This window comes from Mesorhizobium sp. B2-1-8 (genome assembly GCF_006442545.2).
Taxonomy (GTDB): Bacteria; Pseudomonadota; Alphaproteobacteria; order Rhizobiales; family Rhizobiaceae; genus Mesorhizobium.
In genome coordinates, this window is record NZ_CP083952.1 from 5600017 (window position 1) to 5616467 (window position 16451).

The following is a 16451-nucleotide window of genomic DNA, read 5'->3' on the forward strand; positions in this document are numbered from 1 at the left end:
GTGACCGCATTGGGGAGAGTACGACAGAAAATGCAGGCAAAATCACAGGCCAAACTCGGCATCGGCGTCATCGGATGCGGCAACATCTCGATGACTTACCTGCGCAATGCCGCGCTTTTCGGCGGCATCGAATTCCGCGCCTGCGCCGATATTTCGGCCGAGATGGCGGCGTTGCGGGCCAAGGAATACGGCATTCGCGCTCTCGGCGTCGATGCGCTCCTGGCCGACCCCGAAATCGACCTCGTCCTCAACCTGACCATCCCGGCGGCGCATTTCGACATTTCGTTCTCCGCCCTTTCTGCTGGCAAGCATGTCTTCACCGAAAAGCCACTCGCAACCTCGGCCAGCGACGGCCGCCGCCTGGTGACCGAGGCGGCCAGGCGTGGCCTGCTGCTCGGCTCGGCGCCTGACACGTTCCTTGGCGCCGCCGGACGCAAAGCGCGCCGCCTGATGGACGAGGGCGCCATCGGCCGCCCTGTCGCCGGCACCGCCTTCATGATGGGACGCGGCATGGAACACTGGCATCCCAATCCGCAATTCTACTACCAGCCGGGCGGCGGCCCGGTATTCGACATGGGCCCCTACTATCTCACCATGCTGGTCAACCTGCTCGGTCCGGTCGCGCGCGTCATGGCGATGGCGACGCGTGGCCAGGAGGAACGGTTGATATCGGCCGAAGGGCCGTTCAAGAACACCAAATTCAAGGTCGGCACGCCGACCAACGTGCTGTCGCTGCTCGAATTCCGCTCCGGCGCGACCGTCACCTTCGGTGCCTCATGGGATGTGTTCAAACATTCCAACCATCCGATCGAGTTGCACGGCACCGAGGGCTCTCTGCGCCTGCCTGACCCCGACACGTTCGGCGGCACGGTGTCGCTCTCCGAACGCGGCGCCGACTGGAAGGATTTCGCCAGCGAAGGCGAACTCTACGGCGCCCGCAACTGGCCTTACGCGGCGCCCGACCGCGCCAATTACCGGATGCTCGGCGTCGCCGACCTGGTGCGATCGCTGCAGACTGGGGCAACGCCTCGCGCTTCCGGCACTCTGGCGCTGCATGTGCTGGAGATCATGGAAGCGATCCTTCATTCGGGCGAGACGAAAAGCTCGGTCGCCATTGCCGGTGACGTCGTCCAGCCGACCCTGCTGAGCGAAGACGAGGCACGCGGCCTGCTCGCCTGATCCGCACGGAGATGACGATGACACTCGATCCGGATGCACTGCGTGCGCTCGAAATCGGCCGGGCCGCCGGTGGCGAACCGTTCGAGAATGGCAGCGTGGCTGCGGCGCGGGCCGCGTATATCGCTTCGTTCCCGACCCAGCAGGGCGAGCACGAGCCGGTCACGGCAACCGAGCAACGGCAGATCGACGGGCCGAACGGCCCGGTCGCGATCCGCATCCATCGCGGTATAGGCACTCCGCGTACCGGCGCGCGCGCCTTGCTTTACCTGCATGGCGGCGGTTGGGTCATCGGCAATCTCGATTCGCATGACGAAATCTGCCGCTGGCTGGCCAATCTCGGCAACGCCGTGGTCGTCTGCCCCGACTACAGGCTGGCGCCGGAGCACAAGTTTCCCGCCGGGCTCGAGGATTGCGCGGCAGCGCTGCGCTTCATGGCCGGGAACGCCGGCGAACTCGGCATCGACTCAGGCCGCATTGCCGTTGCCGGCGATAGCGCCGGCGGCAACCTTGCCGCCGTGCTGGCGTTGCTTGCCCGCGACGGGCTGGCGCCGCCGCTTGCCGCCCAGATCCTGATCTATCCCAACACCGATGCCCGCCAGACGGCGGACAGCTGCCGGCGTTTCGGCGACGGCTTCGGGCTCACCGCCGCCACCATGGCCTGGTTCCGCGACCACTATGTGCGAACGCCGGACGATATCGCGGACTGGCGCGTTTCGCCGCTGCTGGCCTCCAGCCTTGCCGGCGCACCGCCGGCCTTCGTCGTGATCGCCGGCCACGACATCCTTGTCGACGAAGGCACGGCCTATGCCGGGCGCCTGCAGGCCGAAGGAGTGCCGCTGGCGTTGCGGCACTGGCCGGGTCAGATCCACGGCTTCGTCTCGATGGGCCGCCACATCCTGGCCGCGCGGCAAGCGGTGAGCGAGGCGGCGGCCTGGCTTCAGCGGCAGACGCGTGCTCAGGCCGACTGACGCATCACCAGGGTCGCGCCAAGCTTGACGTTGCGCACCAGATCCTGGCCGGGCGGGTCAGCCTCGTCCAGCAAGGCCAGCAGGATCTCGACACTGCGGCCGGCCATGGCGGCGAAGTCCTGCGCCATGGTGGTCAACGCGGGACAGGTGTAGCGGCTCAGCGGATGATCGTCGTGAGCGGCGACACGGAAATCGCAATCGGCGCGGCGGCCGATCTTCAGCCCGCGCGAGAAGGCAGCCGACATCACGCCGAAGGCGAGACGGTCATTGGCGCAGAGCAGCGTGCGGGCCGGCAGACCGCCTTTCTCGAGCGTCCTGTCCATCCATTCGTGACCGATGCGCTCGAAGTCCCAGCTGTAGTCGCCCGCCGCCTTGAGAACGACGGACTCCAGGCCGGCGGCGTGCATCGTGTCGATATAGCTCTGCAGCCGTTCGCTCGAATTGTGGTTGACGTGCGGAATGTCGACATAGACCGGCGGTTCGCCGGACCGGCAGAGATAATCGACGATCGTCGAGGTGCTCTGGTGGTTGTCATTGCCGACGAACGGCGTGTCGCCCTCGATGTAGGTGTCGAAATAGACGATCGGAATGTCCTCGCTCATCCGCTCGAAGACGCCGGGTTCGGAGACTATTCCCAAAGGAGCGACGATGGCGCCGGCGACCTTCAGTGACATCAGCGTCCTCACCGACTCCGCCTCCAGCTTCGGCGAACCGTGCGAGGAAATGACGATCGGCCAAAACCCTTCCTCGCGGCAGCGCAGTTCGATGCGGCTGACCATCTCGGCATAGAACGGATCGGTGATCGTCGGCACGACGATGCCGACATTGCGGGTGCGCTTGCGGTTGAGATTGCGCGCGAAAACGTTCGGCTGATAGTCCGAGGAACGAAGCGCCGCCTCGATGCGCGCCCGTGTCGCCGGCTTCACGCTGGCCGGATCGTCGAAATACTTCGACAGGGTTGGCCGCGACACGCCGGACGCCCTGGCGAAATCATCCATCGTGCGGTGGGTCTTCTCCGCCATCGATATTTCAGCCCCTTACTCTCAATGCTAGCCTTCGCGCCCTGGCCAGAATCAGTCTTGCGACCGTCGCGGTGAGGCAGCATTGCTTGACCGAACTTATTCAGTCAAATTTTCACGTTTCCAGTACAACGCAAAAGAATTGCGCACGTCAAATTATTTATTGACGCTCTGAAAACGACGACTTAGGTTTTGAACCGCACGGACATAGGGGAGCACGCGGCAGCCGACCGTCCGGCAGATGGTGAGGACATGAAGAAACTGGTTTGCGCCGGCGAGATCCTGGTCGAGATCATGGCCGAGCGGATCGGCCAGAGTTTTCGCGCTCCCGGCCCGCTGATCGGTCCGTTTCCGTCAGGCGCTCCCGCCATCTTCATCGACCAGGCGGCGCGGCTCGGTCAGCCTGCAGGGCTGATCGCGGCAGTGGGCGACGACGATTTCGGACATTTGAACATAGAGCGCCTGCGCGCTGACGGCGCCGACATCTCGGCCATCAAGATCCATCGGGGTGCCGCGACCGGAACCGCCTTCGTCACCTATGAGAGCGATGGCAGCCGGCACTTCGTCTACAACATCAAGCAGAGTGCCGCCGGGCTGATCGAGATCGGCACGGAAGCGCGCGCGCTGCTGGCCGGCGCCGACCATTTCCACGTCATGGGCACATCGCTGTTCTCGCCCGAGGTGATCGAGGTCGCCCGCAACGGGATCGAAGCCGTCAAGACGCGCGGCGGCACGGTTTCCTTCGACCCCAACATCCGCAAGGAGATGCTCGATCTGCCAGGCATGCGCGACGCCTTGCATTTCGTGCTGTCGAAGACCGATGTATTCCTGCCGAGCGGGCCGGAACTGTTCACCTTCGCCAAGGCAACCGACGAGGAGAGCGCGGCGCGCGAAATGCTGGACCGCGGCATCTCGGCGGTGGTCGTCAAGAAGGGCGCGCAGGGCGCCGTCCACTACGACCGGTCAGGGCGCATCGCGTCACCCGGCTTCGTCGTCGAGGAAATCGACCCGACGGGCGCCGGAGACTGTTTTGCGGCAGCCTTCGTCTCCTTCTGGCTGCGTGGAGAAGCCCCCGAAAAGGCGCTCGAGATCGCCAATGGCTGCGGCGCGCTGGCGGTGACGAAGAAGGGGCCGATGGAAGGCATCGCCTCGCTGGCCGCTGTCGAGGCGTTCATCGCGACCGCCAGGACCGGAACACCGGCATGAGCCAGGCGACCGACAGGCTGGCCGCCATTGCAAAGCGCCGTGCGGCTGGCGAACGCGCCGGCATCGCCTCGATCTGCTCGGCCCATCCGCTGGTCATCGAAGCGGCGCTGCGCCACGGCAAGGCGCGCGGCGCCGATGTGCTGATCGAGGCCACCTGCAACCAGGTCAATCACGAAGGCGGCTACACCGGCATGACACCAGGCGATTTCCGCCGCTTCGTCGAGACGATCGCCGGCAAGGCCGGCTTTCCCTTGGACAGGCTGGTGCTCGGCGGCGATCATCTGGGCCCCAACCCCTGGAAGCACCTGGCGGCGCCCGAGGCCATGGAAAAGGCATCGCGCATGGTGGATGCCTATGCCGAGGCCGGCTTCACCAAGATCCACCTGGACGCCAGCATGGGCTGCGCCGGCGAAGGCGCTGCACCGCCCGACGCCACGATCGCCGCGCGCGCCGCCGTACTGGCCGAGGTGGCGGAGGCCGCGGTCGAACGAACAGGCGACACCAGGCCTGTCTATGTCATCGGCACGGAAGTGCCGGTGCCGGGCGGCGCCCTGGAAGCGATGGACCATCTGGCGGTGACGACACCGGAGGCAGCGGGTGAGACGGTGCGCATTCATCGCGCTGCCTTCAGCCGGCGTGGCCTCGACCATGCCTTCTCGCGGGTGATCGGCGTCGTTGTGCAGCCGGGTGTCGAATTCGGCAATGCCGAGGTGATCGCCTACCGCCCGGAACGCGCCCGGGCGCTCGCCGGCACGCTGCGGGACCTGCCGCAATTCGTCTTCGAGGCCCACTCGACCGACTACCAGCCGGTCGAAGCGCTGAGCGCACTTGTCGACGATGGCTTCGCCATCCTGAAAGTCGGACCATGGCTGACCTTCGCGCTGCGTGAAGCGCTCTATGGCCTGAGCCATATTGCCGACATTCTGGTTCCTGACCCGGCGCGCGAAAACCTGCCGGCGGCGATGGAGCGCGTCATGCTGGCGGCGCCGGGCAATTGGAAGAACTACTATCATGGCAGCGAGGCCGAGCAGCGGATCGAGCGGCATTTCTCCTACAGCGACCGTATCCGCTACTACTGGCCGGCGCAGGCGGCTCGGCAGGCCGTGAACGCGCTGATGCAGGCGCTGGGCGAGCGCGACATCCCCTCTCCCCTGATCAGCCAGTATCTCGGCCGTCTCGACGGCGTGGTGGCGAGCGGATCCGTCGCGCCAAAAGCCAGCGAACTCCTGATCGCAAGCGTGACTGAGGTTCTCGACATTTACGCCAGCGCAACGGACTAGGCCCCAATGATCGGCGCCGATGCCCGGCCAGCGATCTTCGCCGCGCAGCGCCATGGATAGCCGCCTTCAGAAAGGCAGGCCGACATAGTTTTCCGCCAATGCGGTCGAGGCCGCGCGCGAGTGCACGAGGTAATCGAGCTCGGCCTCCTGGATACGCTGACCGAAATCGCCGGTGTCGGGAAAACGGTGCAGCATGGTCGTCATCCACCAGGAAAAGCGGACCGCCTTCCACACCCGCGCCAGCGCCCTTTGCGAATAGGCGTCGATGCCGGCCATGGATTTTTCGCGATAGAAGTCGCGCAAACCGGCAAAGAGATAGCACACGTCGCTGGCGGCGAGATTGAGCCCCTTGGCGCCCGTCGGCGGCACGATATGGGCGGCGTCGCCGACCAGGAACAGCCGGCCGAAACGCATCGGCTCGGCGACGAAGGAGCGTAGCGGCGCGATCGACTTTTCGAAGGACGGCCCGGTGGTGACGCCTGCTGCCGTCCGCTCCGGCAAGCGGCGGCGCAATTCGTCCCAGAACCGATCGTCGGACCATGCCTCGACCCGATCGCCCTGCGGGCATTGCACGTAGTAGCGGCTGCGATGCGTCGAGCGCATCGAGCACAGCGCAAAGCCTCGCTCGTGATTGGCGTAGACCAGTTCAGGATCGGCCGGCGGCACTTCCGCCAGCACGCCCAGCCAGCCGAACGGATATTGCCGCTCGAAGGTTTTCAGCGCGCGCTCCGGCGCCGATTTGCGGCTGACGCCGTGATAGCCATCACAGCCGGCGATGAAGTCGCAATCGATGCGATGAGTGATGCCGTCCTTCTCATAGGTGACGAACGGCGCCGCGCCATCGAAATCGTGCAGCGGGACATCGGCTGCCTCATAGACGGTGACGAGCCCCATCGCGTCGCGCTTGTCCATCAGATCATGCGTCACCTCGGTCTGGCCATAGACGGTGACATGCTTGCCGCCTGTGAGTGCCGTGAGATCGATGCGGTGCAGGCGCCCGTCGAAGGCGAGCGAGATGCCGGAATGGGGCAAGCCTTCGGCATGCAGCCTTGCTGCCGCACCAGCCTCTTCCAGCAATTCGACGGTACCTTGCTCCAAGACACCGGCACGCACGCGGCCGAGCACATGCTCGCGGCTGGAGCGCTCGAGGATAACCGTCTCGACACCGATGCCGGCCAGAAGCTGCCCAAGCAGCAGGCCGGACGGTCCCGAGCCAACAATCAGAACCTGGGTGCGCATCAGTGGCCGAGACTTTCGATCCGCGCGGCCAGTTCGGCGGCAAGGCGCAAGGATGCGGCGGTGGCGACGATCATCTGCGGCAGCAGCAGCCATTCCAGCGTCCAGGCCGCGCCCGAGCGCTCCTGCTCATGCACCAGCGCTTGATGCATGCCGGAAAGCTGCGTGGCGTTGAAACGCGCAAGCGCCACCAGCGCCTCGGCCCTCACCGGGTTCTGCTTGTGCGGCATGGCCGACGAGCCGCCACCGCCCGATAGCTCGATATCGGTGCCGCCTTGCGCCATCAGCGCGATGTCCTGGCCGAACTTGCCGAGGCTTCCCGTTATCAGCGACATCAGGCCGGCAAGATCGGCGAGCGCATCGCGCTGGCTGTGCCATTGCGGCGCATCGGCAAGGCCGAGCCTGCCCGCTAGCGCCGCGCGCACCGCCGGCCCCTTGTCGCCAAGCTTTTCCAGCGTTCCGGCGGCGCCGCCGAACTGCACGGCGAGCAGGCGCGCCAATTGTTCCGACAGTCTCTCCTGATGCCGCTGCAGCGGCGCCCGCCACGCCGTCACGCGATCCGCCGCCGTGATCGGGACTGCTGGTTGCATGCGGGTCATCCCGGTCAGCGCCCTGCCCCCGAAGCGCTCCTCGAGCGAGGCGAGCCTTATTATGGTCTCGGTCAGTAGCAGGCCAAGATGCTCGGCGACGGATTTCAGCCGAAGCATGAGGCTGGTGTCGATGACGTCCTGGCTGGTCGCGGCGAAATGGACGGAACCGCCATGCGGTTCGCCGACGGCCAGTTTGATCTGGCGCACCAGTTCGGGCACCACGACGCCGTCCCTGGTGACGCCGGCGCGCAGCTTGCCGGTATCCGGCCGGAACGAGGCAAGCGTCTTGACGATCGCCGCTGCGGCCTCCCTGGGAATGATGCCGCAGTCGGCCTCGGCCTCGGTCAGCGCGCGTTCGAAGGCGATCATCGCGGCAATGTCGGCTTCCACCGAAAAATGCCGCGCCGCTTCCTCGTCGCCGAGCAGGCCGGAAAGCAGCGGATGGTCGAAGGGCGATACGGTCATGTCCTGCTCCTTGCGTCCATCAGCTGTCGAAGAAGACCGTTTCCTTCTCCCCCTGGAGATGGACATCGAAGACGTAAGCGTTGTCCTTGCGCTCGGCGATCAGCGTCGGCACGCGGATGCGGTGCTCGATGCGGGCCAGGATCGGGTCCTCGGCATTGGCCTCTTCCTCGTCGGAAAAATAGAGCCGTGTGTGCAGACCGAGGTTGATGCCGCGCGCGACGATCCAGAGTGTAATGTGCGGCGCCATCAGGCGGCCGTCGCGGAACGGCACGCGACCGGGTTTGACGGTCTCGAAGGCGCAGAGACCGGTTTCCATGTCGGTCGCGCAACGGCCCCAGCCGTGGAAATTCGGATCGGCGGCACCGCGCATCTCCGCAGGCGAATTGTAGAGCCCGTCGCCATCCGCCTGCCAGATCTCGATCAGCGCGTCCTTCAGGGGCGTGCCGGTACCGTCGAGCACGCGAATGCGCAGCTCGATGCGCTCGCCCTTGGTCCGTTCATTGACCATTGTTGCGCCAAGGTCGCTCTCATAAACGCCGCCGATGCCGCAAAAATTCGGCGTCAGCCCGATATGGACATAAGGTCCGGCGGTCTGCGAAGGGCTCTCCTTCGGCCGGTCGAGCGACTGCGCCATCAATTGCCCTCCGGTCTGTTCTCGAACAGCGTCGAGCGGCGCCCGCGCAGCACGATGTCGAATTTGTAGGCAAGCGCGTCCATCGGGATGGTCGACTGCATGTCGAGCGCGGCGATCAGCGCTTCGACGGCCGCCTTGTCGCGAATGCCGCCGACGATCGGACAGCGCCAGATCAGCGGATCGCCCTCGAAATACATCTGCGTGATCAGCCGCTGCGCGAAGCCGTGGCCGAAAAGCGAAAAGTGGATATGTGCCGGCCGCCAATCGTTTGGGCCATTCGGCCAGGGGTAAGGACCGGGCCTGACGGTCCGGAAGGCATAGGAGCCGTCCTCGCCGGTGATGGTGCGGCCGCATCCGCCGAAATTCGGATCGAGCGGCGCGAGATAACCGTCCTTCTTGTGGCGGTAGCGGCCGCCGGCATTGGCCTGCCAGAATTCGAGCAGAGCGCCGGGCACGCCAACGCCGCGTTCGTCGAGCACCCGTCCATGGACGATGATGCGCCCGCCGATGGCGCTCTCGCCTGGCCTGGCGAAATTGTGGATCAGGTCGTTGTCGCGTTCGCCGATCATGGCATGGCCGAACACAGGGCCCGTCAGTTCCGACAGCGTGTTGTCGAACGACAGCAATGCCTTCTGCGGAGAACGCAGCACAGAACTCTTGTAGGCCGGCGTGAACGCCGGCGGATGCCATTGGCGGTCGCGCTGGAAGAAGGCGCCGGTTTCCGGCGTCCGGTTGGAGCCCGGCTCAGCCATGAGCAGCCTTGTCCCCGTCCATTTCCGAAAACACCTCCTTGGCAATCTTGAAGGCACGGTTGGCCGCCGGCACGCCGGCATAGATGGCGACATGCAGGAACGTTTCGCAGATATCTTCGCGCGTCGCTCCGGTGTTGGCGGTGGCGCGCACATGCAAGGCGACCTCCTCATCATGGCCGAGTGCCGCCAGCAACGCCAGCGTGACGATCGAGCGCTCGCGCTTCGAAAAGCCTGGTCTGGCCCACACCGTTCCCCAGGCGGCCTCGGTGATCAGGTCCTGGAAAGGCTGGTCGAAATCGGTGGCAGCTACCTCGGCCCGATCGACATGCGGATCGCCGAGCACGGCGCGGCGGACTTCGACCCCGGTCCGGTATCGGTTGGGGGTTTTGGAGACATCATCCATGAGCGGGCTTTCCCTTGGGAAGCGAGGCAACAAAGTCGCGGATCAAGGTGGTGAGTGCTTCGGGCCGTTCGACACAAGGGATATGTCCCGCGTCGCGGATCACCTCGAAGCGCGCGCCAGGGATCAGAGTGGCCAGCGAGCGGACAAGATCGGGAGGCGTCGAGCCATCCTTGTCGCCGACGATGCAGAGCGTCGGCACCGCGATGCGGCGCGCGGCCTCGGTCAAGTCGGCATCGCGGACCGCCATGCAGGTTCCGACATAGCCAGGCAGCGCCTGCCTGGTCAGCATGTTGCGGCAGCCGGCAAGGTCGGCGGCGCGCGCGGCATGGAAATCCGGCGTGAACCACACTTTCATCACGCCGTCGGCTATCGCCTCGATGCCGTCGCGCTCGATGGTCGCAATGCGGCCGTTCCAGCTCTCGGCAGTGCCGATCTTGTGGGCCGTATCGCTGAGGACCAGGCCCTGGACGATCTCCGGCCGGCGGGCGTAGAGGCGTTGCGCGACCATGCCGCCAACCGACAGTCCGACCAGAACAACCCTGTCGAAACCGAAATGGTCGATGAGGGCGCTCAAATCGTCGGCATGGTCGTCAATGGAGCGCACGCCGCCGCCATTGTCGGAAAGGCCGTGACCACGCTTGTCATAGACGAGCAGAGACATCTCGCCGGCCAGAAGCGCAACGACCTCGTCCCAGATGCGGAAGTCGGTGCCGAGCGAATTGATGAACACCACCGGTGGCGTCCTGCCGTTCGCCTCGACATATCGGTGATGCAGCGTGATGCCGCCAAGGGTAACGAATGGCACGATTTCGATCCTCCATCTCCACATTGCACAAGGCATTTGGTTCGGTAAAATGATATTTTGCGCCGTTTCATTAACTCAGGGGTTATCAAATCCATGTCCGAGAGCCGCATCCGGTTCCGCCACCTGCAGGCATTCCTGGAAGTCGCACGACAGGGTAGCGTGGCTCGCGCCGCCGACTTCCTGCATGTCAGCGCTCCGGCGGTGACCAAGACGCTGCGTGAACTGGAAGAAGCGCTCGGTATCGCCGTCGTCGAGCGTGACGGGCGCGGCATCCGCGTCACGAGGCTTGGCGAGATTTTCCTCAGCCATGCCGGTTCGGCGATTACGGCTCTGAAGCGCGGCGTCGATTCCGTTCGCCAGGACGGCGCCGTCAATCGCCATCCGATCCGCATCGGCGCGCTGCCGACGGTGTCGGCGAAGGTCATGCCGCGGGCCATGAGCCTGTTCCTGAGGGAAAACACGGGCGCCGCGCTCAAGATCGTCACCGGCGAGAACGCCGTGCTGCTCGAACAACTGCGCACCGGCGCGCTCGATCTCGTCGTCGGGCGGCTGGCGGCACCCGAGAACATGACCGGTTTCTTCTTCGAGCATCTCTACTCCGAACAGGTGCTGTTCGTGGTGCGGGCCGGACATCCGCTGCTGGAGCCGGGGGCCGACATCTTCGCCAGCCTCGACGAATTTCCGGTGCTGATGCCGACCCGGGAATCCGTCATCCGGCCGTTTGTCGATCGCCTGTTCATAACCAACGGCATGACCGCGCCGGCCACCGAGATCGAGACGGTCTCGGATTCGTTCGGCCGCGCCTTCATGCGGCAGAGCAATGCGGTGTGGATCATTTCGGCCGGCGTGGTCGCCAACGAGATCGCGAGCGGCGCTTTCGTCGCCTTGCCGGTCGACACCGAGGAAACCAAGGGGCCGGTCGGGCTGACGATGCGCACCGACACCGCCCCCTCGCCCGCCTTCTCCATCCTGTTGCAAACCATTCGCGAGGCGGCAAGGCCGGGCAACTGAGACACTGAACGGCCAACTGCCCTTCGTCTCATCGAAACTCTGCTAACCCAGAGGTTAATGAAACGCCGCAAAATATCATTTTACCGAACCAAAACGCTGGTGCACTGTGGCGATGGAGGAGCCACAGAGGGAGGAACATATGGCCCATTCTATCGGCAGCAAACCCGGCATTTCCGGCATTTCGCGACGCCAGTTCATCGCCACCTCGATTGCCGGCGGCACTGCCCTGGCACTTGGCGGCAACAAGGCCTTCGCCCAGGCCGCCGACACGCTGAAGGTCGGCTTCGTCAGCCCGCGCACCGGACCGCTCGGCGGCTTCGGCGAGACCGACGGTTACGTGCTCGATCTTGCCCGCAAGGCGCTGGCCGGCGGCATCGAACTCGGCGGCAAGAAATACAATGTGGAAATCCTCGATCAGGATACGCAATCGGATCCCTCCCGCGCGGGCCAGCTCGCCAAGGACCTGATCAACAATCAGGCCATCGACCTGATGCTCGCGACATCGACGCCCGAAGTGATCAATCCGGTGGCCGATGCCTGCGAAGCCGCCGGCGTGCCATGCCTGTCGACGGTCATGCCGTGGGAGGCCTGGTATTTCGGCCGTGGCGCCAAGCCCGGCGCGCCCTCGCCGTTCAAATGGACCTATCATTTCGGCTTCGGGGTCGACGAATTCTTCAGAGCCTACGTCTCGCAGTGGAACCTGATCGCGACCAACAAGAAGGTCGGCGTCATGTATCCGAACGACGCCGACGGCAACGCCATCCGCGCTCATCTCGCACCGCTGCTGGCCAAGCAGGGTTTCACCATCGTCGACCCGGGCGCCTATGAAACCGGCACCACCGACTATTCGTCGCAGATCGCTCTTTTCAAGCAGGAAGGCGTCGAGATCTTCAACTCCTTCCCGATCCCGCCTGACTTCGCCGCCTTTTGGCGCCAAGCGGCGCAGCAAGGCCTGATCAGGCAGATCAAGATCTGCCAGGTCGCCAAGACCGGGCTGTTCCCGTCCGACATCGAGGCGCTCGGCGACCTCGGCATGAAGATTTCGAGCGCCGCCTACTGGCACAAGGCCTTCCCCTACAAGTCGCCGCTGACCGGCGTTTCGGGAACCGAACTGGCCGACGGCTACGAAGCGACGAGCGGCAAGCAGTGGACGCAGCAGCTCGGCGCCTCGATGTCGCTGCTCGACGCCGGCTTCGAGGCGATGAAGGCAAGCACCGACCCCAAGGACAAGGCCGCTGTGGCGAAGGCGCTGAGCACGCTCAACACCGAGACCATGATCGGCAAGGTCGACTTCACCAGCGGCCCCGTGGCCAATGTCTCGCCCGGCCCGATCATCGGCACGCAGTGGATCGCCGCCAAGGAAGGAGCCAAGTTCCCGCTCGACTACGTCGTGACCGAGAACGCCACCGATCCGAAAGTGCCTGTCGAAGCAAAGCTTCTGCCTTACAACGGCTGACGGACCGCTGACGAGGAACGCCTGGTGACCCATCCGCAACAACAGGCTGTTCTCGCCGCCGCCGGCATCCACAAGCGCTTCGGCGCGCTCGTGGTGCTGGATGCCGTCGACTTCACCATGGCAGCGGACGAGGCGGTCGGCATTGTCGGCCCGAACGGCGCCGGCAAGACGACGCTGCTCAGCGTGCTTGGCGGCGCCTTTCCGCCAAGCTCGGGCACGGTCAGTTTCAAGGGGGATGATGTGACGTCCCTGCCGGCGACGCAACGCTGCCGGCTCGGCCTGGTGCGCACGCACCAGGTGCCGAAACCGTTCAGCGACATGACCACCTTCGAGAACGTCTTCGTCGCCGCGTCGCATGGTGCCGGTCTCGGCCGCGACGAGGCTTATGAGGAAGCGCTGAACTCGTTGAAACTGTGCGGCATGATTGGCGTCGCCAACCGGCGCGCCGAGACGTTAGGGCTGCTCGATCGCAAGCGGCTGGAATTGGCGCGCGCATTGGCGGCCAGACCGACGCTGCTGCTGCTGGACGAGATCGGCGGCGGCCTGACCGACGGCGAGGCCGGCGAACTGGTCGACACGATCAAGGAGTTGCGCCGCCGCAAGATCGGCATCGTCTGGATCGAGCACATCGTGCATATCCTGCTGCAGGTGGCCGAGCGGCTGATCTGCATGGATGCGGGGAAAATCATCGCCGATGGCGAACCCCAAGCGGTGATGGCCGACCCCGAGGTCGTGCGCGCCTATCTCGGCGGAGGCCCGAAATGAGCCTGCTTTCGGTCGAGAACCTGGTGGTCCGGCACGGCCTGCTGCAGGCGGTGCGCGGCGTGAGCTTCAGCGTCGAGCGCGGCGAGACGCTGGCGCTGGTCGGCGCCAACGGCGCCGGCAAGACGACGCTGCTCAGGGCCATCGCCGGCGCGCATCAGCCGGCGGCCGGCCGCGTTCTGCTGGACGGCGCCGATCTTACCAGCGTGCCATCACACGGACGGGTTGGCATAGGTATCGCGCTGGTGCCGGAAGGGCGAAAGCTGTTCGTGCGGATGACGGTCGAGGAGAACCTTCTGCTCGGCAGGACCGCTGGGCGGCCAGGCGACTGGAACGTCGACAAGGTGCTCGATATGTTTCCCAATTTGAAGCCGCGCCGTCATGCCAAGACCGGCCATCTGTCGGGCGGCGAGCAGCAGGCGACCGCGATCGGCCGGGCGCTGATGAGCAATCCGGAACTGCTGCTGTTCGACGAGGTTTCGCTCGGCCTGTCGCCGCTGATCGTCGACCGTGTCTACGCGGCACTTCAGGGCCTAATCAGTTCGGGTACGACGATCATCCTGGTCGAACAGGACCTCAACCGGGCGCTTTCGGTCTCGAACAAGGTTATCTGCATGCTGGAGGGGCGAATTGCGCTCGAGGGCGACAGCAAGAGCGTGTCGCGTGAGGATGTGACGAAAGCTTATTTCGGCCTGCACCGGAAAAGCACCGGGAGCGTTCCGGCATGAGCAACCAGATCATCCAGGGCATCCTGCTCGGCGGCTATTACGCGCTGATCGCCTGCGGCCTGTCCTTCATGTTCTCGGTGATGCGCATCATCAACCTCGCCCATGGCAGTCTTGCCGTCCTCGCCGCCTATGCGCTGTGGTTTCTGGCCTCGCGGTTCCACGTCTCACCGTTTCTCGGCCTGCTCATCGTCTTGCCAGCGATGGCCGTGATCGGCTGGACGCTGCAGCGCTTCCTGCTCGAGCGCAGCGCGCGCGGCGGCGCGCTGCTGCCGATCTTGACCACGTTCGGTCTCGCCATCGTCATCGATAACATGCTCTTCCAGCAGTTCGGCGCGAACACGCGTTCGCTGGCGCCCTATATCGGCAGCCTGTCCTACGATTCCTGGGAATGGCCCGGCAGCGTCTATGTCGGCAAGCTGGCGGTGATCATGTTCGCAACCGCCGTGGCCCTGCTTGGCGGGTTGCAGCTGTTCTTGAGCCGCACCCGGCTTGGGCGCTCGATCCGCGCCACTTCGGAAGACCCAGACACCGCCGGGCTGGTCGGCGTCAATGCGCGGCGTGCCAACGCCATTGCCGCTGCCATAGCCATGGTCACCGTCGGCCTTGCCGGCGCGTTCCTCGGCATGCGCGCCACCTTCGATCCCTATGCCGGCGCGCCGCAACTGCTGTTCGCCTTCGAGGCGGCGGTGATCGGCGGCGCCGGTTCGCTGTGGGGAACGCTGATCGGCGGCATCGTGCTGGCGCTGGCCCAGACACTCGGTGCGCAAGTGCATCCACAGGGATTTCTGATCGGGGGCCACGCTGTCTTCCTTGTCGTGCTGTTCGTGCGGCTTTCGGCATCCGGCCTCGGCCTGCGTGGACTGTTGCGCCTGCCTTCCCGGAGTGCGCCATGAGCGTCGTTCCGACCTCGCCCATCGTCGAGCGCGGTACAGCGGCATCGCGGATCGCGGCGATTGCGGTCGCGATCATCATCGCGCTGCTCGCCATCGCGCCCCAATTCCTGTCGGCCGGCGCCGTCGACCGCATGACGGCACTGTTCGTCTATGTGATCCTAGCGGCGATGTGGAATGCGCTGGCCGGCTTCGGTGGCCTGGTCTCGGTTGGCCAGCAAGTGTTCTTCGGGCTCGGCGCCTATTTCGCTATCCGCCTTGCCGATGCCGGCCTCAACCCTTTCCTGGCGCTTTTTGCATCCGGAATTATCGTCGGCGCGGTTTCCTGGCCGCTGTCGCTGTTCATGCTGAAGCTCAGGAACGGCGAGTTCGCCATCGGCATGTGGGTGATCGCGGCCCTCACCCATCTGCTGGTCAATCTCGACCGGCTGGTGCAAGGCGAAACCGGCACGTCGCTGATCTCGCTCAATCTCTACGATGCCTCGATAAGGCGAGTGACGATCTACTGGCTGGCGCTGGCCTCGATGACGGCGCTGCTCGCTGTCCTCTTCGGCCTGCTGCGCGGCAGTACCGGCGCCGCCATCCGCGCGATCCGCGATAACGAAGATGCCGCAGCTTCGATCGGCGTGCGCGTCACCGGCACCAAGCGACTGCTGTTCATGCTTGCCGCCTTCGGCATCGGCATTGCCGGCGCGCTGTGGCTGGCGACGTCCATCACCTTCCAGCCGAAGACCTACTTCAATGTGCAATGGACCGCCTACATGATCTTCATGGTGCTGGTCGGCGGCATCGGCACTTTCGAAGGCGCCATTCTCGGCGCTGTGGTGTTCTTCCTCATCGAGACATGGTTCGGCGGCACCGGCGTCTGGTACCTGGTCGGCCTCGGCGCCACTGCGGTGCTGTTCTCGCTGTTCCTGCCGCGCGGCCTGTGGGGGACGATCGAAGAGCATTTCGGGCTGCGCCTGCTGCCGGTCGGCTACCGCGTCAGGCTTCCCGGAAACCCGGCAGCGCCAGCCGACGACGCGGCCTTCGCGCGGCAAACCACACCGCATCAGGAGAAGGCATGA

Annotated in this window: 17 protein-coding genes; 10 read left to right on the plus strand and 7 right to left on the minus strand. The window is 65.1% G+C overall.

Translation table 11 applies throughout. From position 1 onward, the window contains the following. The first annotated feature begins 30 nt into the window (after positions 1–30). Entirely contained in the window at positions 31–1179 is a 1149-nt protein-coding gene (locus tag FJ970_RS27570; RefSeq protein ID WP_140757720.1) for a Gfo/Idh/MocA family protein, read from the plus strand. Between the two features lie 17 nt (positions 1180–1196). Continuing rightward, entirely contained in the window at positions 1197–2147 is a 951-nt protein-coding gene (locus FJ970_RS27575) for an alpha/beta hydrolase (protein WP_140757721.1), read from the plus strand. Here the strand turns inward: FJ970_RS27575 and FJ970_RS27580 are convergent. Continuing rightward, entirely contained in the window at positions 2135–3169 is a 1035-nt protein-coding gene (locus FJ970_RS27580) for a LacI family DNA-binding transcriptional regulator (protein WP_140757722.1), read from the minus strand. The two genes, FJ970_RS27575 and FJ970_RS27580, sit on opposite strands and share 13 nt — an antisense overlap. Positions 3170–3418: 249 nt before the next feature. Here FJ970_RS27580 and FJ970_RS27585 point away from each other — a divergent pair, with 249 nt between their 5' ends. Both FJ970_RS27585 and FJ970_RS27590 read left to right on the plus strand, forming a co-directional pair. Next, positions 3419–4372 (plus strand): sugar kinase, encoded by a 954-nt coding sequence (locus FJ970_RS27585; RefSeq protein ID WP_140757723.1) that lies wholly within the window; start codon positions 3419–3421, stop codon positions 4370–4372. Further along, on the plus strand, positions 4369–5652 hold the full coding sequence (locus FJ970_RS27590; protein WP_140757724.1) for a D-tagatose-bisphosphate aldolase, class II, non-catalytic subunit: 1284 nt from the start codon (positions 4369–4371) through the stop codon (positions 5650–5652). Before FJ970_RS27585 ends, FJ970_RS27590 begins: the two co-directional genes overlap by 4 nt. A 66-nt stretch (positions 5653–5718) precedes the next feature. Here FJ970_RS27590 and pobA read toward each other — a convergent pair whose 3' ends face one another. Genes pobA through pcaD form a run of 6 tightly spaced genes read right to left on the minus strand, consistent with a single transcriptional unit; the run spans position 5719 to position 10537 of the window. Beyond that, entirely contained in the window at positions 5719–6891 is a 1173-nt protein-coding gene (gene pobA / locus FJ970_RS27595) for a 4-hydroxybenzoate 3-monooxygenase (RefSeq protein WP_140757725.1), read from the minus strand. Further along, positions 6891–7943, minus strand: a complete 1053-nt coding sequence (locus FJ970_RS27600) for a 3-carboxy-cis,cis-muconate cycloisomerase (protein ID WP_140757726.1) — start codon at positions 7941–7943, stop codon at positions 6891–6893. The genes pobA and FJ970_RS27600 overlap by 1 nt, the downstream gene beginning before the upstream one ends. 19 nt (positions 7944–7962) lie before the next feature. After that, entirely contained in the window at positions 7963–8577 is a 615-nt protein-coding gene (pcaG, locus tag FJ970_RS27605) for a protocatechuate 3,4-dioxygenase subunit alpha (protein WP_140757727.1), read from the minus strand. Beyond that, entirely contained in the window at positions 8577–9329 is a 753-nt protein-coding gene (gene pcaH / locus FJ970_RS27610) for a protocatechuate 3,4-dioxygenase subunit beta (protein ID WP_140757728.1), read from the minus strand. The genes pcaG and pcaH overlap by 1 nt, the downstream gene beginning before the upstream one ends. Further along, on the minus strand, positions 9322–9732 hold the full coding sequence (gene pcaC / locus FJ970_RS27615) for a 4-carboxymuconolactone decarboxylase (protein WP_140757729.1): 411 nt from the start codon (positions 9730–9732) through the stop codon (positions 9322–9324). Before pcaC ends, pcaH begins: the two co-directional genes overlap by 8 nt. Continuing rightward, the gene (gene pcaD / locus FJ970_RS27620; RefSeq protein ID WP_140757730.1) at positions 9725–10537 is read right to left on the minus strand and encodes a 3-oxoadipate enol-lactonase; all 813 of its coding nucleotides are present in this window, start codon (positions 10535–10537) and stop codon (positions 9725–9727) included. The genes pcaC and pcaD overlap by 8 nt, the downstream gene beginning before the upstream one ends. 93 nt (positions 10538–10630) lie before the next feature. Here pcaD and pcaQ point away from each other — a divergent pair, with 93 nt between their 5' ends. The 6 genes from pcaQ (at position 10631) to FJ970_RS27650 (ending at position 16451) form a co-directional block, all read left to right on the plus strand. After that, positions 10631–11548 (plus strand): pca operon transcription factor PcaQ, encoded by a 918-nt coding sequence (gene pcaQ / locus FJ970_RS27625; RefSeq protein WP_140757731.1) that lies wholly within the window; start codon positions 10631–10633, stop codon positions 11546–11548. 139 nt (positions 11549–11687) lie between these two features. Continuing rightward, positions 11688–13004: an ABC transporter substrate-binding protein gene (locus FJ970_RS27630; protein WP_140757732.1), complete on the plus strand. Its 1317-nt coding sequence runs from the start codon at positions 11688–11690 to the stop codon at positions 13002–13004. A 117-nt stretch (positions 13005–13121) separates the two neighbouring features. Beyond that, complete coding sequence (locus tag FJ970_RS27635) at positions 13122–13769, plus strand: ABC transporter ATP-binding protein (RefSeq protein WP_265336239.1); 648 nt, start codon at positions 13122–13124, stop codon at positions 13767–13769. Next, positions 13766–14494 (plus strand): ABC transporter ATP-binding protein, encoded by a 729-nt coding sequence (locus tag FJ970_RS27640; protein WP_140757734.1) that lies wholly within the window; start codon positions 13766–13768, stop codon positions 14492–14494. The genes FJ970_RS27635 and FJ970_RS27640 overlap by 4 nt, the downstream gene beginning before the upstream one ends. Beyond that, positions 14491–15387 (plus strand): branched-chain amino acid ABC transporter permease, encoded by an 897-nt coding sequence (locus tag FJ970_RS27645; protein WP_140757735.1) that lies wholly within the window; start codon positions 14491–14493, stop codon positions 15385–15387. The genes FJ970_RS27640 and FJ970_RS27645 overlap by 4 nt, the downstream gene beginning before the upstream one ends. Next, positions 15384–16451 (plus strand): branched-chain amino acid ABC transporter permease, encoded by a 1068-nt coding sequence (locus tag FJ970_RS27650; protein WP_140757736.1) that lies wholly within the window; start codon positions 15384–15386, stop codon positions 16449–16451. The genes FJ970_RS27645 and FJ970_RS27650 overlap by 4 nt, the downstream gene beginning before the upstream one ends.